Here is a 26,615-nt window from a genome sequence, read left to right on the forward strand (position 1 = left end):
GGTTACGTTGACAACATGGGTTCGGCACAGGAGCAGCGGGTGAAGCTGACCAACGCCGACAAGGTCCTGTATCCGGCAACGGGAACCACCAAGCAGGACATCTTCGACTACTACACCGACATCGCCGCAGTGATGGTGCCGCACGTCGCCGGACGTCCCGCCACCCGCAAACGCTGGCCCAATGGTGTCGAGGAGTCGGCGTTCTTCGAAAAGCAATTGGCGTCCTCGGCGCCGGACTGGCTGTCGCGCGCCAGCGTCACCCACCGGTCGGGGACCACGACCTACCCGATCGTCGACAACACGACGGCCCTGGCCTGGATCGCGCAGCAGGCGGCGCTGGAAGTGCACGTGCCGCAATGGCGGTTCGTTGCGGAGTGGACCCGCAACGGCGAAAGCCTCAAGCCCGGCCCGGCGACCCGCATCGTCTTCGACCTCGACCCGGGTAACGGCGTGACGATGGCCCAACTGACCGAGGTTGCCAGGGCCGTGCGTGATCTGATCGGGGATATCGGACTGGCCACCTACCCGCTCACCAGTGGCAGCAAGGGGTTGCACATCTATGCGCCGCTGGATGAGCCGGTGAGCAGTCGCGGTGCCACCGTGCTGGCCAAACGCGTTGCGCAGCAACTTGAACAGTCGATGCCCAAGCTGGTCACGTCCACCATGACCAAGAGTGTGCGGGCGGGCAAGGTGTTCCTGGACTGGAGCCAGAACAGCGGGTCGAAGACCACGATTGCGCCGTACTCGCTACGCGGCCGGGACCATCCGACAGTGGCAGCCCCCCGCACGTGGGACGAACTCGACGACCCCGAGTTACGCCAACTGCGCTACGACGAGGTACTGGACCGGGTGGCCCGCGACGGCGACCTGATCGCCGACCTGGATGCCGCAATGGCCGCGCCGGACCGACTGAGCAAATACCGCAGCATGCGTGACGCGTCGAAAACTCCCGAGCCGGTGCCGAGGGCGAAACCCGCGACCGGACAAGACAATACATTCGTCATCCAGGAACATCATGCCCGGCGATTACACTACGACTTCCGGCTGGAACGAGACGGTGTGTTGGTGTCCTGGGCTATTCCGAAGAACCTGCCCGAAACGACCTCCGTCAACCACCTTGCGGTACACACCGAAGACCATCCGCTGGAATACGGCACCTTCGAGGGCAACATCCCCAAAGGCGAATACGGCGGCGGCAAGGTCGTCATCTGGGACGCAGGCACCTATGAGACCGAGAAGTTCCGCGATGACTCCGAAAAAGGCGAAGTCATCGTCACCCTGCACGGCAGCAGGATCTCCGGGCGGTACGCGCTGATCCAAACCAACGGCGATCAGTGGCTTGCGCATCGGATGAAGGAACAGAAGGTCTTCGAATTCGGCGAATTGGCACCGATGTTCGCCACCCACGGTTCGGTAAGTGGCCTGAAGAAGGGTCGGTGGGCCTTCGAAGGCAAATGGGACGGCTACCGCCTACTGGTGGAAGCGGACCACGGTGTTATCCGGCTGCGTTCCCGCAGCGGCCGCGACGTCACCAAGGAATTTCCCCAATTGCGCTCATTGGCAGATGATCTCGTGGAGCACCACGTGGTGCTCGATGGCGAAGTAGTCGCGCTCAACGAGTCCGGTGTACCGAGCTTCAACGAGATGCAGAACCGGGTTCGCGCTACCCGGATCCAGTACTGGGCGTTCGACCTGGTGTATCTGGACGGCCGGTCGTTGCTGCGGGCCAAGTATGCCGACCGGCGTAAGTTGCTGGAAACCCTTGCCGGCGTGGGCAATCTGATCGTTCCCGACCTGCTGCCCGGCGACGGTGCCGAGGCGTTGGAATATTCGCGCACCCAGGGTTGGGAAGGCGTCGTCGCCAAGAAGCGGGACTCGAGTTACCAGCCCGGCCGGCGTTCGGCGTCCTGGCTCAAAGACAAACACTGGAACACTCAGGAAGTCATCATCGGCGGCTGGCGAGCCGGAGAAGGTGGGCGCAGCAGCGGCATCGGAGCGTTGCTGATGGGTATCCCCGGGCCCGATGGGTTGCAGTTTGCCGGTCGGGTCGGTACCGGCTTCAGCGACCGTGAGCTGGCTAATCTGAAGAAGACTCTGGCGCCCTTGCACACCGACGAATCTCCCTTCGACGCTTCGCTTCCGGCGCGCGACGCCAAGGGCGTCACGTTCGTCGAACCGACCCTGGTCGGCGAGGTGCGCTACAGCGAGTGGACCCCAGACAACCGGCTGCGGCAATCGAGCTGGCGTGGGCTGCGGCCCGACAAGGAACCGAATGAGGTGGTGCGCGAATGAAATGGGTTACCTACCGGAGTGCTGACGGCGAACGACCCGGGGTGCTCTCCGGTGACCAGATCTTCGCGATGCCGCCGGGCAGAACGCTGCTCGACCTGATCGGTGATGGTCCCGACGCGCTGCGCGCGGCGGGGGAGGAGGCATTGGCGTCTCCGGCAACTGTGGTCGGCCTGCACGAGGTGTCGCTGGCGGCCCCGATCCCGCGGCCTCCATCGATCCGAGACTCGTTGTGCTTTCTCGACCACATGCGCAACTGTCAGGAGGCGATGGGCGGCGGTCGGGTGCTGACGGACACCTGGTACCGCATCCCGGCTTTCTACTTCGCTTGTCCGGCAACGGTGTTGGGTCCTTTTGATGATGCCCCGAGCGCACCCGGAAGCGCTTGGCAGGACTTCGAGTTGGAGATCGCCGCGGTCATCGGCGTTGCCGGCAAGGATCTGACGGTGGAACAGGCCGAACAGGCCATCATCGGCTACACGATCTTCAACGATTGGTCGGCACGGGACTTGCAGATGCTGGAGGGCCAGCTGCGGATCGGGCAGGCCAAGGGCAAGGACAGCGGCGTCACCCTGGGCCCGTACCTGGTGACCGCGGACGAACTGGCGCCCTACCGTCGCGATGGCAAGCTCAACCTGCAGGTGACCGCGCTGGTCAACGGCAGCGTCGTCGGCTCGGGGTCAACCGCGTCGATGGACTGGAGTTTCGGCGAAGTCATCTCCTATGCCTCACGCGGCGTGACGTTGCGGCCCGGTGATGTGATCGGTTCCGGCACCGTGCCTACCTGCACGCTGGTCGAGCATCTGAATTCCGACTCGTTCCCCGGCTGGTTGTACGACGGCGATGTCGTGACCTTGCAGGTCGAAGGCCTGGGCCAGATCCGGCAGACGGTGCGGGCCACTCCCGCGCCGTATCCACTTGCCTCGCGGCCCAATCCGACGGCTGCGCCTGCCTTACCCAGAGTCAACCCGGCGCCGGCGAAGGTGCCGTACACGCGTGGGCTGCACAAGGTCGCCGACCGGGTGTGGGCATGGACCCTGCCCGACGGCGGATACGGCTGGAGCAACGCCGGTCTGGTCGCCGGTGACGGCGGATCGCTGTTGGTGGACACGCTGTTCGATCTGGCCCTCACCCGGGAAATGTTGACCGCCATGCGGCCGATCACCGATGCGGCGCCTATCACCGATGCGCTGATCACCCACTCCAACGGCGACCACACGCACGGTAGCCAACTGCTGGAGGCCAAAGTCCGGATCATCGCTGCCGCCGGCACCGCCGAGGAGATCGCCCACGAGGCCGGTACGGACCGGCTGATCGGCATCCAGATGGCCGATCTCGGTCCGGTTGCGACGACCTTCGCGCGAGACCGCTTCGGGCACTTCGATTTCAGCGGAATCACACTGCGTAATGCCGACCGGACGTTCGACCGTGAGCTGACCATCGAGGTCGGCGGCAGGCGAGTGGACCTGCTGAACCTGGGGCCGGCCCACACCGCGGCAGACTCGGTCGTGCATGTGCCCGATGCCGGTGTGCTGTTCGGCGGGGACTTGTTGTTCATCGGCTGCACGCCGATCGTGTGGTCCGGGCCGATCGCCAACTGGATTGCCGCGTGTGACGCGATGATCGCTCTGGATGCGCCGGTGGTGGTGCCGGGCCATGGTCCCATCACCGACCCCGACGGAATCCGCGCCGTCCGTAGCTATTTCGTGCACATCACCGCGCAGGCTGACGAGGCGCACCGAAAAGGCTTGTCACTGGCGGAGGCGGTCGATGCCGTCGACCTGGGTGAGTACGCGTCCTGGCTGGACTCCGAACGGGTCGTCGTCAACATGTTCCGGCGATACTGCGAACTCGATCCGAACACGCCGCAACCGGAGTTACTGAGTCTCTTTGTGATGCAGGCCGAATGGTTGACCAAGCGGCAGAACGGGACCCGCTAGCCGGGAATCCACTGACTCGCCTACCGTTCGGATATGGCATCCGAACCCGCAGTCAAACTGGAAACCCTCGAGGAGAACATCGCCTGCATCACCCTCAACCGGCCCAGGTTGTTGAACGCTATTGACGGCTCACTGATCAGGGGCGTGGATGAGGCATTGAATGCGCTGAGCGGAGGCGAGTTCCGGGCGGCGATCCTGACGGGTGCCGGGCGCGGATTCTGTGCCGGCGCGGACTTGAGTGGCACCGGCGAAGCCTGGACCGACGTCAACCCGGCAACTCCGGGATTCAAGGTCACCTATGACGCGCAGGTGCGCCTCGCCGAACAATTCATCCGACTCTACGAACTACCCATCCCGGTGATCGCGGCGGTCAACGGCGTCGCCGTCGGGGGCGGGTTGGCGTTCGCGCTGCACTCCGACATTCGGATCGCCTCCGAAAACGCCCGGTTCGGTTCGGTGTTCATCAAGGCCGGATTTTCGTCCATGGACATGGGCACGAGCTACTTGCTTCCCAAACTGGTCGGGGCCGGCGTCGCGCGCGAACTCATGCTGACCGGCCGGATCATCGACGCCGACGAGGCCTACCGCATCAAGCTGGTACACGAGGTGGTGGCCGCCGACGACCTGATGACAGCCGCACTGAACAAAGCCCACGAGATCGCGGCCAACAACGCATTCGGTGTGTGGCAAACCAAGATTGGCCTCAATGCAGCCTTGGACGCGCCGAGTTTGCGGCATGCCATCGAGATCGAGAATCGCACTCAGATCCTGACCGGCTTCACCAACAACCCGGCCGAGGCCGCCATAGCGCACCGCGAGAAGCGGGCGCCCAACTGGGATTCACTGTGACGCTGGAACTTTCGACATGATTTTGTCGGCGTACTTTTCCAGGTTCCGGAGCTTGGTCTCCAACGGTTCGGGATCAGACCCCTTGATGTAGGGCCAGCGGAAGCCGACGATGACGTCGGTAACGCCCTTGTCCTCGAGTCGTTTGATGCCGTCCACGGTGTAGGCATCCGCCGAGATGACGTGCACCTCGAACGGGCTGGTTTTGCCCGCCTCCTCGCGAAATTGCTTGACGCGGGCAATGAGTCGGTCAAGTTCTTCGGGGTCGCTTCCGCCGCCGTGCATCCAGCCGTCGAGTCGCGCCGCCCGCCGCAGTGCAACATCTGCATGGCCGCCCACCAGGATGGGGATCGGCTGAGTGGGCGCGGGGCTCATCTTGGTTTTGGGGATGTCGTAGAACTCGCCGTGGAATTCGAAGTAATCCCCGCTGGTAAGCCCTTGCACGATTTCAATACATTCATCCATCCGCTTGCCGCGCTTGGCGAAGGGCAGACCCATCAGTTCGTAGTCCTCCGGCCACGGACTGGTGCCCACGCCGAAGCCCACGCGGTTGCCGATCAGCGACGCGAGTGACCCGACCTGCTTGGCGGTCAGCGCCGGATGGCGGACGGGCAACTTGAGGACGAAGAAATTGAACCGCAATGTGGTCGTCACTGCGCCCAAAGCGGCTGTCAGGACGAATGTTTCGACCATTTCTTTGCCATCGAGGAACTCGCGGTTGCCGTCAGGTGTGTACGGATACTTGGAGTCGGACTCGAAAGGGTAGGCGATGCTGTCCGCGATCGTCATGCTGTGATACCCGGCGGCCTCGGCCGCCTTGGCCAACGGAATGTAATAGGCCGGATCGGTCATCGACTCCGCGTAGCTGAACCGCACGTGATCCCTGCTTTCCTCGAAGGGGCCGTCAACCGACACTAGAACGTGTTCCAATTCGGCCCGCATCGGGTCCACCCGGCAGGGGCAGATTAAAGCTGGTTCTCCGGGCCGATCACAGCCCAGACGGTCTTGCCCGAGGATGAAGGGGTGCTGCCCCAGGCGCGCGACAGTGCCTCGACGATCGCCAGCCCGGACACGTCGATGCCCTTGGACGGCGACGAAAGGCGAATGGCGGGCGCTCTGCTGTCGTCGTAAACCGCGATAGTGGCTGTCTGGCCTTCGCATTCGATCCTGATCACCGGGTCGCTGCCGGTGTGCTCCAGTACGTTCTCGATGAACACGTTGACCACTACCAGCGCGACCGGAATGAGCCCGGCTTTCGACCAGTTGGTCAACCACTCGCGCACCGCCTGGCGTGACTCACGCAGGCTGGCCAGGTTGGCGGGCAGCTTCAGCTCTGAGTGCTGGACTTTTCGACGGCCCAGTTTCGCAACGCCCCGCACCGCCCCCTTCTCGTTCGGATAGACCGGCATAAACCGGGCGACTCCGCTGCGGTTGAGCGCGTCGCGGGCTGATCGACTGCTGGAAACCAGCAAGATCGGGACGTCCGGCCGGGTCTCCGGCTGCCAGCGCACGCTGATGAATACCGACCAGGTCGCTTCGTCCGGGACTTCAAGTGCGCTGACGTCGACGATGACAGCGTCGGGCGCGTCGATCGTGACGTTGGTGATCGCCTCGCGTACCTCGGCGCAGTTGCTGGCGTCAAGCACTCCTTCGGCGGTCAGCACCACCACCGATTCCTCGGTTCGGGTCGCGATCGCAAGCGAGTTGTGCGGCTCCGCGACGGCGCTCATCCGAAACAAGTCCAGGTAATGCGGCCGATGCCGGCCATCAGATATCGGGGTTGCCTGAACCGGCACATCAATGCCAACGTTTCGCCCGCCCCCATGTCCAGCTCCTCGAACGTCTGCCCGTCGTCGATCGGCCTGGATCCGCCCGCTTCGCCGGCCCAAATCGATCTTCCGCCCCGCCCCGCATCCAGCCTAATGGCACAACAGGGGGTTCAGACGCAGAAATTCCGCTGCCGCGCTGGAGCGGCGCGGGAGTCAGTTCGCGCAGCGGGAATACGGTGGTGCGCCCACGCCGGCAACCGAGTGGGTGCCCCACGGCGTCTTCTCGACAATGCGGGCGGGCGCCGTGTGCTGACCCACCGAGAGAGTGGCCGACCGCGCCCCCTTGAGCGATTCCTCCGGTAGGGCATCGAAGACGGTCCCTTGCCAGTGGTAATTGCCGTCGAGGGGGTCGAGGTGTCCGATCAGCCGAACTCGCACCGGATGGCGGACACCACCGATCTCGAGCGTTGCCGCCCCGTCATAGGTGTCCTCGTAGTCCGGGGCACTGGATGACAGCTCGAACGCTGAGGTGACCGGGGGAGCCGGGGCCGCGCTGAGCTGAGAGCGTTCGTTGAACACCTGCTGGCTGCTGTGGCGGACCTCGACGCGACCGCTGTCGGTGCGTTTCATCAGCGCGACGCACTGGGCGATGTAGCGTTCCTGGGCGCCGGCGTCCGGGCCGGGGACGAAAAAGTAGTTCGGAAATCCATGCAGGGCCACTCCGAAGAACGGCTCCATGCCGTCCTCCCACGCCTGCCGCAGGGTGATACCGGCGGCACCCACCAGCGACTCTTCCGAGGCTTGCTCGGGGATGGTGAATCCGGTGCCGAAGATGATGGCGTCGGCCGGATGCTCGACACCGTCGCAGGTACGCAGGCCCGTCGCGGTAATCGATTCGACAGCCGCCCCCACTTGCGGCTGCGGTCGGCGGTCCGGGCGGCGCAGCCAACGCTTGGTGCGGGTCGTCCACATCGGTAACTCGGTGACCACCCGTCGGGGTGCGTGCGCGAAAACGGTTACCGACCGTGCCGGTCCGACCAACCGGCCGAGATGATGGCCTGCCCAGGAGTCACCGCCGATGACGGCGATGCGCTTGCCGGCCGCGTGGAAGTTGGGGTCCCACGCCGCAGCGTGAAAGGAAAAGCCGCGAAAATCGTTGCATCCCGGCAGATTCGGGACCCACGGGCGCCACATCGGTGGGTGGGTGTTGATGACGACGTTCGCTCGGACGATGTCTCCGGCGGCCGTGTGTAGTTTCCAAGAGCCGGTGTCTTCGTTGAAAACCGAACGCAGGCAACCACATTCCCGCTCGGGCACGTCAAGTAGTCCGACCTTGGTGACGCCCGCTGCGCGTATCGCGTTCAGTGCGCGCTGGCCGCGAGCGCCCGCGCCGACGACAACGATCGGCGGGGTTGACACCCCGGGGCTCACAGAAACCTGCTGCGCTTCCAGGCCCGGCGCGCGATCGGGCCCAGCAGTCCCACCTCGGTGAGAAATGCTGCCAGCGGCGCGAATCCGGCGACCTGTACTTCCCGCCGGTGCGAGCTGGTGCGTGCGGCGCGTCGGGCTTGCTTGGTGTCCAGACCGGTTCGTGCGTACGGGACGGGATTGCTGAACAGGTAGTTGAAGAAGTACCCGCCGACCCCGTTGATGTTGGCCATGAACCAGCGATTCGTCCGGGGCATCTCGGCCACGCGCTTGCGGGCGCCGTCCCTCGCGAACTGGATGTGACGTGCTTCCTCGGTGACGTGAATCCGCATGAGCCGCTGAATGATCGGTTGCAACTCCGGGTCATCCATCATCTGTCGCTGTAGCGAGTCGAAGATTTCTTCCCCGATCAGGGCGGCCACCCACAGCATGGAACCGCGCTGGAAGGCCAGCGGAAGCAAGTTGATGATGAAGCGGTGCAACCGCTTTGGCTGTACCGGCTTGGCGCCGATTCGCTCGATGGCCTTGCCGAACATGACCATGTGCCGGGTTTCGTCACCCAGTTCGGTCAATTTGTAATGTGTCGACCGGCTCGTCGGGTCCTCGTGCAGGATGGTCCGCAGCAACGCCTGATTGAGCATGTTCTCGAACCAGATTCCGGCTGACAACGTGTTGACCAGTTCCTGGCGGGACAGTTCGATCTGCTGCTCGCGGGTCATCTCGTCCCAAAGCGGTGTGCCGTACAGCGACACCAGCTTGGGGGGCAGGAAGAACTTTTCCGGGTCAAGTGGTGCGTCCCAGTCGATATCGACGACGGGTTCGTAGGACTTCTTGACCGAGCCTTTGAGTAGCCGGTCGGAGAAGTCTTCACGACTCGGCCCACTTGGTCGCATCGCGGTAGTCATCGTTGACGTCCCTTCAATCGGGTTGCCTCAATTGTTAGGGAGGTCACAGCCAATAGTCAATACCCTTGGTACCGGGTACCGGCGGTCTCAGTTAGATGCGTGCTGCCTCGGCTAGGTTGAGCTGCAGCGACGCCGGAAGGACAGAATTTGAGTCGCCATATTCATGTCATAGGTATCGGTGCCGGTGACCCGAACTATGTGACCGTTCAGGCGATCGATGCGCTCAACGACACCCAGGTGTTCTTCGCGATGGACAAGGGCGAGACCAAGAGCGACCTGGTGGCGCTACGCCAGCAGATCTGCGCGCGATTCATCCGGGAGCCGGCGTATCGGTTCGTCGAACTGCCTGACCCGCAGCGCTGCGCCGACACCGATTACCGGCAAGCGGTGTCGGACTGGCATGCCGCCCGCGCCCGGGTGTGGGCGGCAGCCATCGCCGACGAGCTGGCCCCCGATGGCGTGGGTGCCTTTCTGGCCTGGGGTGACCCGTCGCTGTACGACAGCACGCTGCGCATTTTGGACGCGGTGGCCGCCGAGGTTGATATCAGCTATGACGTCGTCCCCGGGATCACCGCGATACAAGCGTTGACCGCTCGGCACCGCATTCCGCTCAATGACATTGGTGCACCGGTCTTGATCACCACGGGCCGGCGACTGCGCGAGAGCGAACTTTCCGGAACGGCGGTGATCATGCTTGACGCCGACTGCTCATTTCAGCGATGTGCACCCGACACCAGGATCTGGTGGGGCGCCTATCTCGGGACGCCGGATGAACTCCTGGTTGCGGGCACCGTCGGCGAGGTGGGGGCGCTGATCGCAGCTCTGCGAGCCCAGGCCCGGGATCGGCACGGGTGGATCATGGACACCTATCTGCTGCGGGCAATCGACTAGTAGCCGTCAAGTCTGACTCTCCTCTGAAGCTTGTCTAAGGAATTGAAAAAAACACGTAGCGGCCACTCGGTCTCGGGATAACGTGTGTTTCCGAGCGCGAAAATCGTGAGCTGGGTCACTGGTGCGATCGGGCTGTCGCCAAGGTCGGGAGGTAACTGATGTCGTTAGTCGATGCCCACCCCGAATGCGCGGCGACCGCAGCGCAGCACTCGGTGGGCATCCGATCATCGCCGGACCCCGCGAACTTGAAACCAAGCCATTGGCGAACCCGAGGCGGGCGCGTACCGGGGTGGTGTAGGTGATACCGGCGGTACCGATGACCAGACATTCGGCGAACCGGGTTCCGGCCGCCCGCATGGGGTCTGAGCTGCTATTTCATCTACCGATCGGCCAAAAAACTCCGGTGAATCGTTGGTTGCGGCATCGAGAAGAACGTGTGCTCCGCACCCTGAATGCTCGGTTAGGCTCGAATTGCGGGTATACCAGGGCTGGGAAGAGGGTGATGAATGTCCTACGTGTTCGCTAATCCGGAGTGGGTAACTGCTGCGGCGACGGACCTGGCGAGCATTGGTTCCTCGATCAATGAGGCCAGTGTGGCTGCGGCCGCGCCGACCGGCAGCGTGGTTGCGGCGGGTGCTGACGACGTCTCGGCGCTGATCGCTGCCTTGTTCAGCGCGCACGCCCAGGCCTATCAATCGCTGAGCCAGCAGGCGTCGTTGTTCCATCAGCAGTTCGTTCAGTTGATGAACGCCGGCGCTAACCAGTACATCGCCGCTGAGGCTTTCAACGAAATGCCAATGCAGGACGCCGCGACCGCCATCAGTGGGCCGTTGCAGGCGCTGGCCGGAATATCGTCGGGCGGAAGCACGGCCGCCGCCGCAGCGTCTGGCGGCCACCAAGATGAGCGTGTGCTGCACACCGGCCAAAACGGCAGCTACGTCCAGATCGGGGGCGGCGGCCACTCCGGTGCAGTCGCAGCAGGCGGCAACGCCGCGGGCGGCTCGAACGGGGTCCTACCCGGCTCCGCCGCTCCACTCGCACGGCTCTCGGGTGGCGGCGCAAGCGGTGCGTTACTAGGCAGCGCAGCGCCACTTATCGGCACAAGTGCTGCCGCAGCCGCGAATGGTGCTGCTATCGATGGATCTGCGGGCGGCAGCGGGATGTCCTCATTCGGCAGCGGCGCCCCGGGGATGGGCGGCGTTCTGAGCGGCCAATCCCCGGCTGGCGCAAGCCTCGCCGCGGATCGCGCAATTGCCACGGCCCCCGCTAGCCGAGGCGGCGACGAGGGCCACGCTGAAACGGTCACCAGTCACGTCGCGCATGGTGTTGATAGTGAACTCGTCGAAGAGGCCGCGCCCACACTCGACGTCACAGGCGGCCTCCGTGGCCCCGGCGGGCCGCTCTACGGCGGCGGTAACGGTTTCTATGCCGCACCCGCAGCTAGTGGCGAGCAGCTACAGCACCCCATGCCCGGACGGTCCGCCTAGCCGCTTGCCGCGGTGCGCGGCAGACTGGATAGGTGCCCGAACTCCCTGAGATCGAAGCGCTGGCCGACCATCTGCGCCGGCATGCCGTCGGCTTGACGATCGGGCGCGTCGACGTCGCCGCCCTGTCGGTGCTCAAGACTTTCAATCCGCCCATCAACGCTCTGCACGGGCAGACCGTCGTGGGTGCCGGCCGGTGGGGCAAGTACCTGGGCCTGCAGGCTGGGGAATTGTGGCTGATCACGCACCTCTCCCGGGCGGGATGGCTGCGCTGGTCGGACAAATTGGCCCCGGCGCCGCTACGGCCCGGCAAGGGGCCGATCGCGTTGCGGGTCCACTTGGGCACTCCCGGTGCGGCGCCCGGCTTCGACCTCACCGAGGCAGGCACCCAGAAGCGGTTGGCGGTCTGGCTGGTCGGTGACCCGCAGCAGGTTCCGCAGATCGCCACACTCGGGCCCGATGCGCTGGAGCTGGGGCCCGACGACCTGGCTCGCGTGCTGGCAGGCAATACCGGACGGATCAAGACCGTCATCACCGACCAGAAGGTGATCGCCGGTATCGGGAACGCCTACAGCGACGAGATATTGCACGTCGCCAAGATGTCACCGTTCGCCACCGCAGCGAAACTGTCCGACGAGCAACTCATCACCCTGCACGACGCGATGATTTCCGTTCTCAATGACGCGGTCAGCCGGTCCGTCGGCCAGGGCGCGGCCACCCTCAAGGGCGAAAAGCGTTCCGGGCTGCGCGTCCACGCGCGCACCGGATTGCCCTGTCCCATCTGTGCCGACACTGTGCGAGAAGTATCGTTTGCGGACAAGTCTTTTCAGTACTGTCCGACCTGCCAGACCGGTGGCAAAGTGCTGGCCGACCGGCGCATGTCGCGGCTTCTCAAGTAGTGGATATGCTGCCTGAGTGACTCGCCAGAAAATCCTCATCACCGGAGCCAGTTCCGGCCTGGGCGCCGGCATGGCCCGCGCCTTCGCCGCCAAAGGCCGCGACCTGGCGCTGTGCGCCCGGCGGACCGATCGCCTTGACGAATTGAAAGCTGAACTGTTGCAGCAGTATCCGTCGATCAATATCGCGGTGGCGGCGCTGGACGTCAACGACCACGAGCAGGTGCCGAAGGTATTCGCCGAGTTGAGCGATGAACTGGGCGGCATCGACCGCATCATTGTCAACGCCGGCATCGGCAAAGGGGCCAAGCTGGGTTCGGGCAAGTTGTGGGCGAACAAGGCGACCATCGAGACGAATCTGATTGCGGCGCTGGTGCAGATCGAGACCGCATTGGAGATGTTCACCAAGAGTGGATCCGGTCACCTGGTGCTCATTTCGTCGGTGCTCGGTAACAAGGGCGTGCCTGGCGTCAAGGCCGCTTACTGCGCAAGCAAAGCCGGGCTGACATCCCTCGGTGAATCGCTGCGCGCCGAGTACGCCAAGGGTCCCATCAAAGTCACTGCGATCGAACCCGGCTACATCGAGTCGGAGATGACGGCCAAGTCGGGCAGCACAATGCTGATGGTGGACAACGAAACTGGCGTCCGGGCCCTTGTCGATGCCATCGAACGTGAGCCCGGACGCGCCGTGGTCCCCAGGTGGCCCTGGGCGCCGCTGGTGCAGCTGATTCGGGTGCTGCCGCCGCCACTGACCAAGCGCTTCGCCTGACATTTCTCCGCGTTGCCGTCGAGAGTGAATCTCACAACGCCTCGCGGGCGTGGCGCGTCGTGAGATTCACATTCGGCGAACGAGATTCAGTCCGCGCGGCCTCTTTCGCTTCGATAGCGGCGCACCAACGCATCCGTCGAACTGTCCGACTGCTCGTCAGGTGAGCCATCGCTGGTGAGCACCGGCAGCAACTCCTTGGCCTGCGTCTTGCCCAGTTCCACGCCCCATTGGTCGAACGAGTCGATACCCCAGATCACACCCTCGGTGAACACCTGGTGCTCGTAGAGTGCGACCAATTGGCCCAGCACCGACGGGGTGAGTCTGGTAGCCAGGATCGAGGTGGACGGTCGGTTGCCGGGCATCACCTTGTGCGGCACCACGTTGGCAGGCGTGCCTTCCGCAGCAATCTCCTCGGCGGTCTTGCCGAATGCCAGCACCTGAGTTTGGGCAAAGAAATTGCTCATCAACAGGTCGTGCATGCTGCCGGTGCCCTCGGCGGTCGGCAGGTCGTCGAGGGGCTGGCTGAATCCGATGAAATCGGCCGGCACCAGCCAGGTGCCCTGATGCAGCAATTGATAGAACGCGTGCTGCCCGTTGGTTCCCGGTTCGCCCCAATAGATTTCGCCGGTGTCGGTGGTAACCGGGGTGCCGTCGGCGCGGGTCGATTTGCCGTTGGATTCCATGGTCAACTGCTGCAGGTAGGCGGCAAACCGCGCCAGGTCGTTAGAGTACGGCAACACCGCGCGCGCCTGCGCATCGAAGAAGTTCGAGTACCACAACCCGATAAGGCCAAGCAGCGCAGGCGCATTGGATTCCAACGGCGCGGTCCGAAAATGCTCGTCGACGATGTGAAAGCCAGAAAGGAAGTCGGCGAAGGCTTCTCGGCCAATGACGGCCATCACTGACAGGCCGATCGCCGAGTCCACCGAGTAGCGCCCGCCTACCCAGTCCCAGAACCCGAACATGTTGTCGGTGTTGATGCCGAATTCGTCGACGAGTTTCTTATTGGTGGAGACAGCGACGAAATGCTTGGAGACCGCTGAGTCGCCGAGTTCGTCGGTCAGCCAGCGGCGTGCCGCCGTGGCGTTGGTCAGCGTCTCCAACGTGGTGAAAGTCTTCGATGCAATGATGAAAAGCGTTGTGGCGGGCTGTAAATCGGCCAGCGTCGCAACCAGGTCGGCAGGATCGACGTTGGACACGAAGCGTGCCGAGATTCCCGCGTCGGCGTAATGGCGCAGCGCCTGGTACACCATGACCGGCCCCAGGTCCGAACCGCCGATGCCGATGTTGACGACGGTGCGGATTCGTTCTCCGGTGGCGCCGGTCCAGTCGCCGTTACGCAGTCGATCGGTGAAGTCGCCCATGGCGTCCAGCACCTCGTGCACGTCCTTGACGATGTTCTGGCCGTCGACGGTCAGTTCAGCGTCGCGTGGCAAACGCAATGCGGTGTGCAGCACCGCACGGTCCTCGGAGGTGTTGATGTGTTCGCCCGCGAACATCGCGTCCCGGCGCTCCTCGAGCTTGGCCGCCCGCGCGAGATCGATCAGCAACTGCACGGTTTCGCGGGTGACGCGGTGTTTGCTGTAGTCGATGTAGAGGTCGCCGACGTTCAGCGTCAACTCCCGGCCGCGGTCGGGATCGTCGGCGAACAACTCGCGAAGGTGGGTGGCCCCGATCTGATCGTGATGCTTGAGCAGGGCGTCCCACGCCGGCGTGGCGGTGATGTCTGATGGCTCGGAAGTCATGGCTTGAACCCTAGTGCCGCGGGGCGGGCTGGTCAGGATCCGAGTTTGGGTTTCTGCCCGTCGAACCTGAAGTTTGGCAGGGCGTTACTCGCACTTCTTCTGCAGACTTTCAGGCTCGACGCGCGCGAGTTATTGGTTGCCGAGCACCTGCTGAAGGTCCGGCAGCATCGCCTGGAGTTGCTGACCCCAGTACAACCAGGTGTGGGTGCCGTTGGCCGGAAAGTTGAACACCCCGTTGTGCCCGCCCTTGAGCTTGTACCGGGCCTGGAAAACCTTGTTGCTGATGCGCGTGGCGCTTTCCAGCAGGCTGGCGTCCAGCTTGGTGCCCAGATCGGAATCACCGCCGTTGCCGGTGTAGACCCAGACGCGGGTGTTGTTGGCGACCAGTTTCGCGGCGTTAACCGTGGGGTCATGGTCCGCCCACGCCGGGTCGCCGGGTGGGCCCCACATGGCGTCAGGGCGGAAGCCGCCGGCGCCCAGTTGTACCGCGCCGAGCAGAGTGGGCCAGTTTCCGGCGGACAGGTTGAGGAAACCCGACATCGACGCGGCGTAGACGAAGTTCTGCGGGTAGTTGGCCGCCAGGATCAGGGCCGCCGAACCACTCATCGACGCGCCCACCACGGCGTTGCCGGTCGCGCTGACGCCTTTGTTCGTCGCCAACCAGGAGGGCAACTCCTGGGTCAGGAATATCTCCCATTTGTAGGTCGACGTTCCGTTGTTGCTGACGGCCGGCCGGTACCAATCGGAATAGAAACTCGCCATTCCGCCCGTCGGCATTACCAGCGACAGGCCCGATTGGCCGAACCATTCGAAGACCGGCAGGTGAATATCCCAGCCGTTGAAGTCGTCACGGGCGAGCATGCCGTCGAGCAGATAAACCACATGCGAGCCGCCACCTTGGTACTCCACTTTGATCTGGCGGTTCATCGACGGCGAGGGGACCATCAGGTACTCGATCGGCTGACCCTGGCGCGACCAGGCGGACGAGGTCGCTGGACTGCTGAACGACGCACCCAGCAACGCAAACAATGTTGCCGCTGACAGCGATATCAGCCAGCGCAACGGCGAAACTGCAGCTGTTGTTGCCGTAACCATTTCCGGCGAAATTTACCGCAGCAAAACTCGAATTCGACAAATATAACGGCGGTAGTAACCGTTTAGTGGCCGAGTCGTCCCCGGCCCAAACGCAGCAAAAGCATCGCCAGGTCCTTACCCTCCGGACCCAGCTCGCTGTAGCGTTCGATCACTTTCATCTCACGGCTGTGGACCAGCCGGGTGCCACCGGAGGCCATCCGAACTTTTCCGATCGCCTGGGACACTTCGGCGCGCCTTTTGACCGCGGCAAGGATCTCAGCGTCCAGTCGGTCTATCTCTCCGCGCAATTCGTCGATACCGAGCTGTTCGGGGTCGACGGTTTCGATGTTCATCTCTGCTAACTCCGCGTTCTCGTGAGGTGGTGGTTCTGGTCTCATCCGGGTTCGGCCTCACAAAACAGACGAGCCCCGAATCCGGAAGCGGACCACGGGGCTCTGCGAATGCAGCTAAACCACGGGCACCGCTTGTCGATACCCGTAAAAAAATCGAGGCTGCTTTTTGAGCACGTCTGGAGTCTGCCACCAGATGGCGCGCGCGTGCAAAAAACGGCGAAGTTGCCAGGCGTTAGAACCTGGCGATCTTCTTCACGATGTTCACAGCGTCCCGAACCGCGTCCTCGGTGGCGGTCAATGGGGCAAGCACGGACTCGGCCAAGCCGACGAGGCGTTCCACGCGGTGCACAATCGCCTCCATCCGATCGACGACAACGTCCATTCGCGGTGCCAGCGCGTCGATCTTGGTGATGGTGTCGTTGAACCGAACCATGGTGTCGTCAAGGGTCGCCATCGAACTGTTCATGTCCCCGAGAGTCGCGTTGAGACCCTCGAGCAGCGTTTCCACCTGCTCGACCCGAACGTCGACGTTGAGTGCAGCCTGGGTGAGCGTCTTGATGCGTTCCCGTCCGGTGCGGGGGCGCATAGGCCCCGCAGAGTTGTCAGTCACGCTGCTCAGTATGCGACTACCGCCAGCGGGCGTCGGCGGCTTGGCCCGGGGCCGGGCCTGCCGAGCTTTTCTTGACGATCACGGCGGACCGCGGCCCGACTGTCGCCGGTCGGCGGTAAGTTTGGGGCGACATGAGTGTGCACGCAACTGAAGCCAAAGCCCCCCGTTCCGAGCAGGTAGACGAACTGCTGGATGGTCTCAACCCGCAACAGCGCCAAGCGGTGGTGCATGAGGGTTCGCCGCTGCTGATCGTCGCCGGTGCGGGTTCGGGGAAGACGGCGGTGCTGACCCGGCGCATCGCCTACCTGATCGCTGCCCGCGGGGCGGGGGTCGGACAGATCCTGGCCATCACCTTCACCAATAAGGCCGCCGCTGAAATGCGGGAACGGGTGGTGAATCTGGTCGGGCCCCGCGCCCGCTACATGTGGGTGTCGACATTTCACTCGTCGTGCGTGCGGATTTTGCGCAATCAGGCGTCGCTGATCGAGGGGCTCAATTCCAACTTCTCGATTTACGACGCCGACGATTCGCGTCGGCTGCTGCAGATGATCGGCCGCGATATGGGCCTGGACATCAAACGGTATTCGCCACGATTGCTGTCCAATGCGATCTCCAATCTGAAGAACGAACTGATCGACCCGCATCAGGCGGTGTCGAACCTGACGGATGAATCCGACGATCTGGCGCGCACTGTCGCCTCGGTGTTCGGCGAATACCAGCGCCGTTTGCGCGCGGCGAACGCAATGGACTTCGACGACCTGATCGGCGAGACCGTTGCAGTGCTGCAAACCTTCCCCGACATCGCGCAGTACTACCGGCGGCGGTTCCGGCATGTGCTGGTCGACGAATACCAGGACACCAACCACGCCCAGTACATGCTGGTGCGGGAACTCGTTGGCCGTGGATCCGACGAGCCAGATGACGATGGGGTTCCGCCGGCAGAACTGTGTGTCGTCGGGGACGCCGACCAGTCGATCTACGCCTTCCGCGGCGCCACCATTCGCAACATCGAAGACTTCGAGCGCGACTACCCGGACGCCAGAACGATTCTGCTGGAACAGAATTACCGCTCGACACAGAACATCCTGTCGGCGGCAAACTCGGTGATCGCGCGCAACTCCGGGCGCCGGGAGAAGCGGTTGTGGACCGATGCCGGCGAAGGCGAACTGATCGTCGGTTACGTCGCCGACAACGAACACGACGAAGCCAGATTCGTCGCCGATGAGGTCGACGCACTCGCCGACCGGGGCGACATCACCTACAACGACGTGGCCGTCTTCTACCGCACCAACAATTCGTCGCGGTCGCTGGAAGAAGTCTTCATCCGTGCCGGGATTCCGTACAAAGTCGTTGGGGGAGTGCGCTTTTACGAGCGCAAGGAGATCCGCGACATCGTCGCTTATCTGCGGGTGCTGGACAACCCCGGCGACGCGGTCAGCATGCGGCGCATCCTCAACACCCCCCGCCGCGGCATCGGCGACCGTGCCGAGGCGTGTGTGGCGGTGTACGCAGAGAACACCGGCGCGAGCTTCGCCGACGCATTGCAGGCCGCCGCTGCGGGCAAGGTGTCAATGCTCAACACCAGGGCGGAGAAGTGCATCGCCGGCTTCGTCGAGTTGCTCGATGAGTTGCGCGGGCACCTCGACGGGGACCTCGGCGAGTTGGTCGAGGCGGTGCTCGAGCGCACCGGTTATCGGCGGGAGCTGGAATCGTCAACTGACCCACAGGAATTGGCGCGGCTGGATAACCTCAACGAACTCGTCAGCGTCGCACACGAATTCACCATCGACCAGGCGAATGCCGCGGCCTTGGCTGCCGAGAGCAATCCCGACGATGAAGACGTGCCCGACACCGGCGCATTGGCGGCCTTCCTGGAACGCGTCTCGCTGGTCGCCGACACCGATGAAATCCCGGAGAACAATGCCGGCCTGGTGACGCTGATGACCCTGCACACCGCCAAGGGTCTGGAGTTCCCGGTGGTGTTCGTGACCGGCTGGGAGGACGGCATGTTCCCGCACATGCGGGCGCTGGACGACCCGACCGAGCTTTCCGAGGAACGGCGACTGGCCTATGTGGGCATCACCCGGGCCCGGCAACGCCTCTACTTGAGCAGGGCGATCGTGCGGTCGTCCTGGGGGCAGCCGATGCTGAACCCGGAATCGCGCTTCCTACGCGAGATTCCGCAGCAGCTCATCGACTGGCGGCGCACGGCTCCCAAGCCGTCGTTCAGTGCGCCGGTGAGCGGCGCAGGCCGGTTCGGCACCCCGCGTTCATCGCCCATGCGTCCCGGTGCGAGTAAGCGTCCGCTGGTGGTGTTGGAGGCTGGCGACCGGGTGACGCATGACAAGTACGGCCTGGGCAAGGTCGAGGAAGTCTCCGGCGTCGGCGAATCGGCGATGTCGCTGATCGACTTCGGCAGCGCGGGTCGAGTCAAGCTGATGCATAACCACGCTCCGATCAGCAAGCTCTGAGGACTCGTCGCGATCGCAAGCGCGGCGTAGCCGGGCGCAGCGGGTCGCGACCATTGGACCGGAGCGATCGCAAGCGCGGCGTAGCCGGGTGCAGCGGGTCGCGACCATTGGACCGGAGCGATCGCAAGCGCGGCGTAGCCGGGTGCAGCGGGTCGCGACCATCCGACCCGCCTAGTCGGCCCAGCGCTTGGTCTCCGGAAGAATGGCCAGCCCCAGGCTGGTGATCGGCAGCAACGGCAGCACGTGCACCAGCCACGACACACGTGCGCCCGCGATGAACACGCCCAGATAGGTCAGGAGCGCGACCACCGACCCGGTCATGACCAGGTAGCGCCCCAGGTGCCGACGCAGCAGCAGCATGATGACGCCGGCGATGGTCGTCGCGGCGAACACCAGGGCCAAGAATCCCACCGCCACGCAGAACAACCGGTCGCTGCCCCACCAGCCGGCGATCAGTTCGGTGGTTACCACTGACGTCGCCCATCCGCTGACGATGCTGACCGCACTGACGGCCACGGCCGAGCGGGCGCCCGGCTCAGCGTGTCCAGCACCGGATGACAAGTGATCGGCCCGGACTGTCGCGTCATGTAACGCTGCGGAACGCGAAAATTGGGTGGTCTTCAGTTCGACTGCGATGGTTGGCAGCGGCCCGGTCGGCGCGCGCCGGATGATTCGGGGGCGCGGCTCGCTGTCGGAGTCGGCGGGCTTGTCGGGGTCCTGGTTCGCGGCGGGATCGTTCGGCGCGGTCACCGGTCAGCCGGCGTAGTTGCCGACGTACAGTCCTCGCTTGGCCAGCCACGGCACGGGATCAATGCGCTCGGTGCCGCCCAGCTGTACCTCGAAGTGCAGGTGCGGGCCGGTGGAATTGCCCCGGTTGCCCATGGTCGCTATCTGGTCGCCTGCCATCACACGCTCGCCGAGATTGACCAAGGTGCTGTTCACGTGGCCGTACAGCGTTACGGTGCCGTCGGCGTGGCGCAGCTTGACCCACATCCCGTACCCGGCGGTGGGACCGACGTCGATCACGACACCGTCCGACACTGCGTAGATCGGGGTCCCGATCGCATTGGCGAGGTCGATACCGGCGTGCAGTACACCCCAGCGGTAGCCGAACTCAGATGTGTAGATGCCCTTGGTGGGCATGACGTACAGCGGCTGCTGGAGTCGTGCCTCGCGCTGTGCGCGCTCCTGGGCGAAGGCCATGCCGCGGGCGAGTTCTTCGTTGTGCACTGCGACGTTGGTCGGCTGTGCGGCTACCACCTGCACGCCCCGCGCCGCGTTACCGCCGGATCCTCCGGACAGAGTGGACGCGTTGGCGGTGAGTACGGTCTCGACCTTGGCGGTGTCGGAGTGGTCGATCGCCCCGTGCGCTGCCGCTGCCGTTGCACCTGCCGCCATCGCCCCGATCAGCAGGCGCCCCTTGGCCGCGCTGGTGGGCTGTTTGCGGTGGCTTCCACCGCGACGAGCTACGGGTGTGGTGTTTATCGCCAGTCTGCGGCCTGGAAGCGGGTCGTCGTCGTACTTGACGGTCACCCGTGCCAGCACGTCGGTGACTGCAGCTTCAGGCGCGATCACGACGGTGTTGGGGGCGGCCAGCCACGCGGGAGTCAGATTGTCCGTGTCATCCAAGTCGTCGAGCTCGGGTGCCTGCAGCAGCTGATCGTCGACGCCGAACTCGGACTCGCCGAAGTCCAGATCGTCAAGATCGGCCAACTCGAGGTCGTCGAGTTCGTCGAATCCATCCAGCGGGATGATTTCGGTGACTTCATTGCGGTGCTGGAGCAGCCAGCGATCCCGGGCTGCGCGAACCGAGCCTGCAGCGGCAGGGCGGGCATGTAGGTGCTGGGACAAGCTGAAATGTCCTCGGATCGTGACCATAACGTTATCTGGACTTTGAGAAGGTATCCGCAAAGGTATGGGACTGGCAACCTCAAGGCAAAAACCCGGATGCTTTTGTGACTTGGGTCACGTTTCGAATTTCTGAACATCGCATGACGTCTGCGACCGCGGTGGGATGCGGCGACGGGACCCGTTTTGGGTGTAGATACAGTTCCTCCGTGCGAGTTGCCGCGTAGCGGCACCGCCACCCAAGTTGGCCTAGCAAGCAAGCCGAGCAAAGGCAGTGACGCCCATGGATCTGTTCGAGTATCAAGCTAAGGAATTGTTCGCCAAGCACGGCGTACCCGGCACCCAGGGCCGGGTGACCGATACCGCCGAAGGCGCGAAGGCCATCGCGGAGGAGATCGGTGCTCCCGTGATGGTGAAAGCCCAGGTCAAAGTGGGCGGCCGTGGCAAGGCCGGTGGCGTGAAATACGCCGCGAACGCCGAGGAAGCCTACGAGCATGCCAAGAATATTCTGGGCCTGGACATCAAAGGCCACATCGTGAAGAAGTTGCTGATCGCCGAGGCCAGCGACATCGCAGAGGAGTACTACCTGTCCTTCCTGCTCGACCGGGCTAATCGCACCTACCTGGCGATGTGCTCGGTGGAGGGCGGTATGGAGATTGAAGAGGTGGCCGCGACGAAGCCTGACCGGCTGGCCAAGGTTGCGGTAGATGCCGTCAAGGGTGTCGACCGCGCGTTCGCGCGATCCATCGCCGAGCAGGGCCACCTGCCGGCAGAGGTGCTGGACTCCGCCGCGGTCACCATCGAGAAGCTCTGGGGAGTCTTCGTCGGCGAGGACGCCACCTTGGTCGAGGTCAATCCGCTGGTGCGCACGCCGGACGACAAGATCCTGGCGCTGGACGGCAAGGTCACCCTGGACGGCAACGCCGACTTCCGGCAGCCGGGCCACGTGGAGTTCGAAGACCGCGCCGCCACCGACCCGCTGGAACTCAAGGCGAAGGAACACGACCTCAACTACGTCAAGCTGGACGGCGCAGTCGGCATCATCGGCAACGGCGCGGGACTGGTCATGTCGACACTGGACGTGGTCGCCTACGCCGGTGAGAAGCACGGCGGGGTGAAGCCGGCCAACTTCCTCGACATCGGCGGTGGCGCCTCTGCCGAGGTGATGGCCGCCGGGCTGGACGTGATCTTGAATGACGCTCAGGTCAAGAGCGTGTTCGTGAACGTCTTCGGCGGGATCACCTCGTGTGACGCCGTGGCTACCGGAATCGTCAAGGCCCTGGAGATCCTGGGTGACGAAGCCAACAAGCCGTTGGTGGTCCGCCTGGATGGCAACAACGTCGACGAAGGCCGGGCGATCCTGGCCGAGGCCAACCACCCACTGGTGACCGTGGTCCCGACCATGGACGAGGCTGCCGACAAAGCCGCCGAGCTCGCGAACGCCTGAGAGGACGACGAATATGGCAATTTTCCTGACCAAGGACAGCAAGGTCGTCGTCCAGGGCATCACTGGCGGCGAGGCCACCAAGCACACCGCCAGGATGCTGGCGGCGGGGACCCAGATCGTCGGCGGTGTCAATGCACGCAAGGCGGGCACGACGGTTGCGCACAAGGACGTCGACGGCAACCCGATCGAGTTGCCGGTGTTCGGCAGCGTCGTCGAAGCAATCGAGAAGACCGGCGCCGACGTATCGATCGCGTTCGTCCCGCCGGTGTTCACCAAGGACGCCATCATCGAGGCTATCGATGCCGAGATCCCGTTGCTGGTCGTGATCACCGAGGGTGTTCCGGTGCAGGACAGCGCATACGCGTGGGCCTACAACGTCGAAAAGGGTCTGAAGACCCGCATCATCGGCCCCAACTGCCCGGGCATCATCAGCCCCGGACAGTCGTTGGTCGGCATCACACCGGCCAACATCACCGGCCCCGGCCCGGTCGGGCTGGTGTCCAAGTCGGGCACGCTGACCTACCAGATGATGTACGAGCTGCGCGATTTCGGGTTCACCACCTCGATCGGCATCGGCGGCGACCCGGTCATCGGGACCACCCACATCGACGCCATCGACGCGTTCGAGAAGGACCCCGACACGAAGCTGATCGTCATGATCGGTGAGATCGGCGGTGACGCAGAAGAGCGCGCGGCGGACTTCATCAAGGCCAACGTGACCAAGCCGGTTGTTGGCTACGTCGCGGGATTCACCGCGCCGGAGGGTAAGACGATGGGCCACGCCGGCGCCATCGTGTCCGGCTCTTCGGGCACTGCGCAGGCAAAGAAGGATGCCTTGGAGGCGGCGGGCGTCAAGGTTGGCAAGACGCCGTCCGAGACGGCGGCGCTGGCCCGGGAGATCCTGAAGACGCTCTAGGTCTCACCGCGAGCAGACGAAAAATCGCCCGTTTCCGACCGGAAGCGGGCGATTTTCTGTCTGCTCGCGCGGGGTGGGCTACTACGTGCCAGGCGTGCCCGGCACCCCAATGAGTTGACCGCCGTCGCCGCCTTGACCCCCGGTGCCTGGAGGAGCCCCTGGCCCGCCGTTTCCGCCGTTCCCGCCGAAGCCGATCAGCAGCGCGGCTCGCCCGCCGTTTCCGCCGTTACCTCCGGGGCCCCCGCCCGTGGGTCCTCCCGCGCCGCCGGCGCCGCCGTCGCCAATTAGCAGCCCGGCGTCGCCTCCCGCTCCGCCGGTACCCCCGCTGCCGGCGGCTCCGCCTGCACCGCCAGAGCCGGTCAGCATCCCGCCCGCCCCGCCCGCACCTCCGGAACCCCCGCCGAATCCACCGCTACCGCCGACGCCGCCATTGCCGTTGAGGAATCCGCCTTTGCCGCCGATACCGCCGGCGCCAGCGGGCCCGATCCCAGCTGGACTCCCACTTGCGTCCGCGCCGGCACCGCCGGCCCCGCCGGAGCCGAGGACGATCCCGCCGGCACCGCCGGCGCCACCCGCACCACCCGCGCCGGCCTTTCCGCCCAGACCGTCGAAACTCGTCCCACCGCGGCCGCCGGCCCCGCCGGTGCCGAACAGTCCGCCGGCGCCGCCGGCGCCACCCGCCCCGCCCGCGGCGCCGAGCGGCGATGTCCCGCCGATGCCACCCGCGCCGCCGGTGCCGAACAGCCCGGCGGTCCCGCCGGCGCCACCAACGCCACCAATGCCCGACCCGCCGGTGCCGCCGGCACCGCCGACGCCGAACAGCAGCCCGCCGGCCCCCCCGGTGCCCCCCGCGGATCTCACGCTGTTGGCCCTTCCCGGCCCGCCGGCGCCACCGTTGCCCAGCAACCCGGCGGCTCCGCCGTTACCGCCGGCGGGATGGGCGGTGGTGCCCGCCCCGCCCGCGCCGCCATTGCCGAATAACAGCCCGCCGGCCTGGCCGTCCGCCCCAGGTGCTCCGTTGGTCCCGTTACCGATCAGTGGGCGACCCAGCAGCAGGTTGGTGGGGGTGTTGATCAGAGCGAGTAGTTGTTGCTCGAGTGACTGCAGCGGGGTGGCGGCCGCGACTTCAGCGGTCGCGTACTGGCCCGCGCCGGTGGACAAGAGCCGAACGAACTGCTCGTGAAAAGCTGTCGCCTCGGCGCTGAGGGCCTGATAACCCTCGGCATGCAGGCCGAACACCGCGGCAATTGCCGCCGATATCTCGTCAGCGCCCGCTGCAAGCAATCCTGTTGTCGGGATCGCCGCTGTCGCGTTGGCTTGGCTGATCGTGGAACCAAGATTCGCCAGATTTGCTGCGGCTGCGGTCACGGCTTCGGGCAGTGCGGTGACAAAGGACATGGGGTCACCTCCCCGGACGCAACCATGGCGGTCGGCGGTCGATCGTCAGCGTCTCAGTCGGCGCACGCCCGAGAGATGCTCAGCGTAGCCCGCTCCTACACCAGACACAGCCAATTCACACGGTTAGCTGCGGAGTAAGTGAGAATCGCACGCCTCCTTGGCGGAGACGTGCGATTCGGTGCTGCTCGGTAGGTCCTTAAGGTGAAATCCCGGAGGCTCCGATCGGGCCGCCGAGAACGAATCCGCCGAATCCGCCGGGGCCGCCGATGCCCGGGTTCGCCGCGCCGCCGCCGTTGCCGCCGGCGCCGCCGATGCCGAAGATCTGGGCGCCGGTACCGCCCTGTCCGCCGTTGCCGCCGAACGTCACGCCGGGGCCCCCGTAGCCGTTGCCGCCCGCACCGCCAAGGCCGAACAAGATGCCGCCGGTGCCACCGAGAGCGCCGGCCCCTCCTCGGAAGCCGCCGGCGCCGCCGTCGCCGCCGGCACCACCGATGCCGAATAAGCCGGTGCTGTCCCCGCCGTAGCCCCCGACCCCACCCGTGCCGGTCATGTTGGCGCCGCCGGCCCCGCCGGCCCCACCGATGCCGAAGAACTGGCCGTTGCCGAAGCCACCCTGGCCGCCCTGGCCGCCGATGGTGGCGCCCATGCCCTCCCCGCCGGCGCCGCCCGCGGCCCCGGTGCCGATCACACCGAGGATGTTGCCGCCGCCGCCGAACCCGCCGAGGCCTGCGGTCCCGCCGCTTTGGCTGACAGCGCCACCGGCACCGCCCACTCCACCCAGACCGTAGAGGAGGCCGGTTCCGTAGCCTCCGGAACCGCCCCAGCCCGCAACGAAGCCGCGCCCGCCGGCTCCGCCGGCCCCGCCGTTGCCGAAGATGATCCCGCCGTCCCCGCCGGTCCCGCCATCGCCCGCAACGCCATTGACAGAGGCGCCACCGATTCCCCCGGCGCCACCGCTGCCGAACAAACCGACCGCGCTACCGCCATTGCCGCCAAGGCCGACGAAGCCGCCATTGGATGCCCCACCAGCCCCGCCGCGACCGCCGTTGCCGTATAGGAACCCGCCGCTTCCGCCGTTTCCACCGTTCTGACCGGGACCGCCAGACCCACCGTTGCCACCGTTACCCCACAACAACCCGCCATTTTGGCCACTGGCCCCGGTCCCGTCGACACCGTTAAAGCCATCACCGATCAGCGGGCGTCCCAGGAACCGCTCGAACGGCGCATTGATCGAGGCGAGCAACGGATTGGAGTTGGCTGCTTCGGCGCTGGCATAGGAACCGGCACCAGAGGTCAGCAGCTGAACAAACTGCTGGTGGAACTCCGCCGCTCCGGTGCTGACCGATTGATAAGCCTGCGCGTGCGCACTGAACAGTGTCGCGATGGCGGCCGACACCTCATCGGCACCCGCGGCCATCAGCGCGGACGTCGGCGCCGCCGCCGCCGCGTTGGCGGCGCCGATCGAGGAGCCGAGGTTGGCCAGATCTGATGCCGCTGCCGTCAGGAACTCCGGTGCCGCGATTACATATGACATAG

General features: G+C 65.0%; 22 protein-coding genes and 1 pseudogene. 11 read left to right on the forward strand and 12 right to left on the reverse strand.

Features of this window, described 5'->3' with window-relative positions; all coding sequences use genetic code 11:
* Positions 1 to 15: 15 nt before the first annotated feature.
* Genes ACZY1I_RS08645 through ACZY1I_RS08655 form a run of 3 tightly spaced genes read left to right on the forward strand, consistent with a single transcriptional unit; the run spans position 16 to position 5,078 of the window.
* Positions 16 to 2,292 carry an ATP-dependent DNA ligase gene (locus ACZY1I_RS08645; RefSeq protein ID WP_463753940.1) on the forward strand — a complete coding sequence of 759 codons (2,277 nt, stop codon included), beginning with the start codon at positions 16 to 18 and terminating at the stop codon, positions 2,290 to 2,292.
* Positions 2,289 to 4,229: a fumarylacetoacetate hydrolase family protein gene (locus ACZY1I_RS08650; RefSeq protein ID WP_463753941.1), complete on the forward strand. Its 1,941-nt coding sequence runs from the start codon at positions 2,289 to 2,291 to the stop codon at positions 4,227 to 4,229. The genes ACZY1I_RS08645 and ACZY1I_RS08650 overlap by 4 nt, the downstream gene beginning before the upstream one ends.
* Positions 4,230 to 4,262: 33 nt before the next feature.
* Positions 4,263 to 5,078: an enoyl-CoA hydratase/isomerase family protein gene (locus ACZY1I_RS08655; protein ID WP_463753942.1), complete on the forward strand. Its 816-nt coding sequence runs from the start codon at positions 4,263 to 4,265 to the stop codon at positions 5,076 to 5,078.
* Here the strand turns inward: ACZY1I_RS08655 and ACZY1I_RS08660 are convergent.
* The 4 genes from ACZY1I_RS08660 to ACZY1I_RS08675 form a co-directional block, all read right to left on the reverse strand.
* Positions 5,070 to 5,951, reverse strand: coding sequence for a TIGR03619 family F420-dependent LLM class oxidoreductase (locus tag ACZY1I_RS08660; RefSeq protein WP_463754347.1), 882 nt, complete (start codon positions 5,949 to 5,951; stop codon positions 5,070 to 5,072). The two genes, ACZY1I_RS08655 and ACZY1I_RS08660, sit on opposite strands and share 9 nt — an antisense overlap.
* A gap of 89 nt (positions 5,952 to 6,040) precedes the next feature.
* Positions 6,041 to 6,814 (reverse strand): STAS domain-containing protein, encoded by a 774-nt coding sequence (locus tag ACZY1I_RS08665; RefSeq protein ID WP_463754348.1) that lies wholly within the window; start codon positions 6,812 to 6,814, stop codon positions 6,041 to 6,043.
* Between the two features lie 243 nt (positions 6,815 to 7,057).
* The gene (locus tag ACZY1I_RS08670) at positions 7,058 to 8,275 is read right to left on the reverse strand and encodes a DUF4873 domain-containing protein (protein ID WP_463753944.1); all 1,218 of its coding nucleotides are present in this window, start codon (positions 8,273 to 8,275) and stop codon (positions 7,058 to 7,060) included.
* On the reverse strand, positions 8,272 to 9,177 hold the full coding sequence (locus ACZY1I_RS08675) for an AurF N-oxygenase family protein (protein ID WP_463753945.1): 906 nt from the start codon (positions 9,175 to 9,177) through the stop codon (positions 8,272 to 8,274). Before ACZY1I_RS08675 ends, ACZY1I_RS08670 begins: the two co-directional genes overlap by 4 nt.
* Positions 9,178 to 9,324: 147 nt before the next feature.
* On the opposite strand from ACZY1I_RS08675, the gene cobF reads away from it, so the two are divergent.
* The 5 genes and pseudogenes from cobF to ACZY1I_RS08700 all read left to right on the forward strand — a co-directional run bounded on the left by cobF (position 9,325) and on the right by ACZY1I_RS08700 (position 13,217).
* Positions 9,325 to 10,068 carry a precorrin-6A synthase (deacetylating) gene (cobF, locus tag ACZY1I_RS08680; RefSeq protein WP_463753946.1) on the forward strand — a complete coding sequence of 248 codons (744 nt, stop codon included), beginning with the start codon at positions 9,325 to 9,327 and terminating at the stop codon, positions 10,066 to 10,068.
* Between the two features lie 506 nt (positions 10,069 to 10,574).
* Complete coding sequence (locus tag ACZY1I_RS08685; protein WP_463753947.1) at positions 10,575 to 11,555, forward strand: PE family protein; 981 nt, start codon at positions 10,575 to 10,577, stop codon at positions 11,553 to 11,555.
* A gap of 32 nt (positions 11,556 to 11,587) precedes the next feature.
* Positions 11,588 to 11,833, forward strand: a pseudogene (locus tag ACZY1I_RS08690) (DNA-formamidopyrimidine glycosylase family protein); the annotation flags it as partial.
* A gap of 129 nt (positions 11,834 to 11,962) precedes the next feature.
* Positions 11,963 to 12,451, forward strand: coding sequence for a zinc finger domain-containing protein (locus ACZY1I_RS08695; protein ID WP_463754349.1), 489 nt, complete (start codon positions 11,963 to 11,965; stop codon positions 12,449 to 12,451).
* Positions 12,452 to 12,467: 16 nt separating this feature from the next.
* Positions 12,468 to 13,217 (forward strand): SDR family oxidoreductase, encoded by a 750-nt coding sequence (locus ACZY1I_RS08700; protein ID WP_463753948.1) that lies wholly within the window; start codon positions 12,468 to 12,470, stop codon positions 13,215 to 13,217.
* A gap of 86 nt (positions 13,218 to 13,303) precedes the next feature.
* Here ACZY1I_RS08700 and pgi read toward each other — a convergent pair whose 3' ends face one another.
* The 4 genes from pgi to ACZY1I_RS08720 all read right to left on the reverse strand — a co-directional run bounded on the left by pgi (position 13,304) and on the right by ACZY1I_RS08720 (position 16,999).
* On the reverse strand, positions 13,304 to 14,962 hold the full coding sequence (gene pgi / locus ACZY1I_RS08705; RefSeq protein WP_463753949.1) for a glucose-6-phosphate isomerase: 1,659 nt from the start codon (positions 14,960 to 14,962) through the stop codon (positions 13,304 to 13,306).
* A 129-nt stretch (positions 14,963 to 15,091) separates the two neighbouring features.
* Positions 15,092 to 16,057 (reverse strand): esterase family protein, encoded by a 966-nt coding sequence (locus ACZY1I_RS08710; RefSeq protein WP_463753950.1) that lies wholly within the window; start codon positions 16,055 to 16,057, stop codon positions 15,092 to 15,094.
* Positions 16,058 to 16,119: 62 nt separating this feature from the next.
* Positions 16,120 to 16,434 carry a chorismate mutase gene (locus ACZY1I_RS08715; RefSeq protein ID WP_463753951.1) on the reverse strand — a complete coding sequence of 105 codons (315 nt, stop codon included), beginning with the start codon at positions 16,432 to 16,434 and terminating at the stop codon, positions 16,120 to 16,122.
* Between the two features lie 187 nt (positions 16,435 to 16,621).
* Positions 16,622 to 16,999: an ATPase gene (locus ACZY1I_RS08720; RefSeq protein WP_463753952.1), complete on the reverse strand. Its 378-nt coding sequence runs from the start codon at positions 16,997 to 16,999 to the stop codon at positions 16,622 to 16,624.
* Between the two features lie 131 nt (positions 17,000 to 17,130).
* Between ACZY1I_RS08720 and pcrA the strand changes: the two genes are divergently transcribed.
* Positions 17,131 to 19,470, forward strand: a complete 2,340-nt coding sequence (gene pcrA, locus ACZY1I_RS08725) for a DNA helicase PcrA (RefSeq protein WP_463753953.1) — start codon at positions 17,131 to 17,133, stop codon at positions 19,468 to 19,470.
* A 171-nt stretch (positions 19,471 to 19,641) separates the two neighbouring features.
* Here pcrA and ACZY1I_RS08730 read toward each other — a convergent pair whose 3' ends face one another.
* Together ACZY1I_RS08730 and ACZY1I_RS08735 are read right to left on the reverse strand one after the other, a co-directional pair.
* On the reverse strand, positions 19,642 to 20,220 hold the full coding sequence (locus ACZY1I_RS08730; protein WP_463753954.1) for a hypothetical protein: 579 nt from the start codon (positions 20,218 to 20,220) through the stop codon (positions 19,642 to 19,644).
* Between the two features lie 3 nt (positions 20,221 to 20,223).
* Positions 20,224 to 21,348, reverse strand: coding sequence for a M23 family metallopeptidase (locus ACZY1I_RS08735; RefSeq protein WP_463753955.1), 1,125 nt, complete (start codon positions 21,346 to 21,348; stop codon positions 20,224 to 20,226).
* A gap of 253 nt (positions 21,349 to 21,601) precedes the next feature.
* On the opposite strand from ACZY1I_RS08735, the gene sucC reads away from it, so the two are divergent.
* Both sucC and sucD read left to right on the forward strand, forming a co-directional pair.
* Entirely contained in the window at positions 21,602 to 22,765 is a 1,164-nt protein-coding gene (gene sucC, locus ACZY1I_RS08740; protein WP_463753956.1) for an ADP-forming succinate--CoA ligase subunit beta, read from the forward strand.
* 13 nt (positions 22,766 to 22,778) lie between these two features.
* The gene (gene sucD, locus ACZY1I_RS08745) at positions 22,779 to 23,681 is read left to right on the forward strand and encodes a succinate--CoA ligase subunit alpha (protein WP_463753957.1); all 903 of its coding nucleotides are present in this window, start codon (positions 22,779 to 22,781) and stop codon (positions 23,679 to 23,681) included.
* 81 nt (positions 23,682 to 23,762) lie between these two features.
* On the opposite strand, the gene ACZY1I_RS08750 is transcribed toward sucD, so the two are convergent.
* Together ACZY1I_RS08750 and ACZY1I_RS08755 are read right to left on the reverse strand one after the other, a co-directional pair.
* Positions 23,763 to 25,079: a PE family protein gene (locus tag ACZY1I_RS08750; RefSeq protein ID WP_463753958.1), complete on the reverse strand. Its 1,317-nt coding sequence runs from the start codon at positions 25,077 to 25,079 to the stop codon at positions 23,763 to 23,765.
* Between the two features lie 196 nt (positions 25,080 to 25,275).
* On the reverse strand, positions 25,276 to 26,613 hold the full coding sequence (locus tag ACZY1I_RS08755) for a PE family protein (RefSeq protein ID WP_463753959.1): 1,338 nt from the start codon (positions 26,611 to 26,613) through the stop codon (positions 25,276 to 25,278).
* Positions 26,614 to 26,615 lie beyond the last annotated feature (2 nt).

It is taken from the genome of Mycobacterium sp. IDUB_37, assembly GCF_055419245.1.

Excerpts from the sequence above, each read along its gene's own strand:
- ACZY1I_RS08645 (WP_463753940.1), top strand. The coding sequence starts at position 16 with ATGGGTTCGGCACAGGAGCAGCGGGTGAAGCTGACCAACGCCGACAAG.
- ACZY1I_RS08650 (WP_463753941.1), top strand. The coding sequence starts at position 2,289 with ATGAAATGGGTTACCTACCGGAGTGCTGACGGCGAACGACCCGGGGTG.
- ACZY1I_RS08655 (WP_463753942.1), top strand. The coding sequence starts at position 4,263 with ATGGCATCCGAACCCGCAGTCAAACTGGAAACCCTCGAGGAGAACATC.
- ACZY1I_RS08675 (WP_463753945.1), bottom strand. The coding sequence starts at position 9,177 with ATGACTACCGCGATGCGACCAAGTGGGCCGAGTCGTGAAGACTTCTCC.
- ACZY1I_RS08685 (WP_463753947.1), top strand. The coding sequence starts at position 10,575 with ATGTCCTACGTGTTCGCTAATCCGGAGTGGGTAACTGCTGCGGCGACG.
- pgi (WP_463753949.1), bottom strand. The coding sequence starts at position 14,962 with ATGACTTCCGAGCCATCAGACATCACCGCCACGCCGGCGTGGGACGCC.
- ACZY1I_RS08710 (WP_463753950.1), bottom strand. The coding sequence starts at position 16,057 with ATGGTTACGGCAACAACAGCTGCAGTTTCGCCGTTGCGCTGGCTGATA.
- ACZY1I_RS08715 (WP_463753951.1), bottom strand. The coding sequence starts at position 16,434 with ATGAGACCAGAACCACCACCTCACGAGAACGCGGAGTTAGCAGAGATG.
- pcrA (WP_463753953.1), top strand. The coding sequence starts at position 17,131 with ATGAGTGTGCACGCAACTGAAGCCAAAGCCCCCCGTTCCGAGCAGGTA.
- ACZY1I_RS08735 (WP_463753955.1), bottom strand. The coding sequence starts at position 21,348 with ATGGTCACGATCCGAGGACATTTCAGCTTGTCCCAGCACCTACATGCC.
- sucC (WP_463753956.1), top strand. The coding sequence starts at position 21,602 with ATGGATCTGTTCGAGTATCAAGCTAAGGAATTGTTCGCCAAGCACGGC.
- sucD (WP_463753957.1), top strand. The coding sequence starts at position 22,779 with ATGGCAATTTTCCTGACCAAGGACAGCAAGGTCGTCGTCCAGGGCATC.
- ACZY1I_RS08750 (WP_463753958.1), bottom strand. The coding sequence starts at position 25,079 with ATGTCCTTTGTCACCGCACTGCCCGAAGCCGTGACCGCAGCCGCAGCA.
- ACZY1I_RS08755 (WP_463753959.1), bottom strand. The coding sequence starts at position 26,613 with ATGTCATATGTAATCGCGGCACCGGAGTTCCTGACGGCAGCGGCATCA.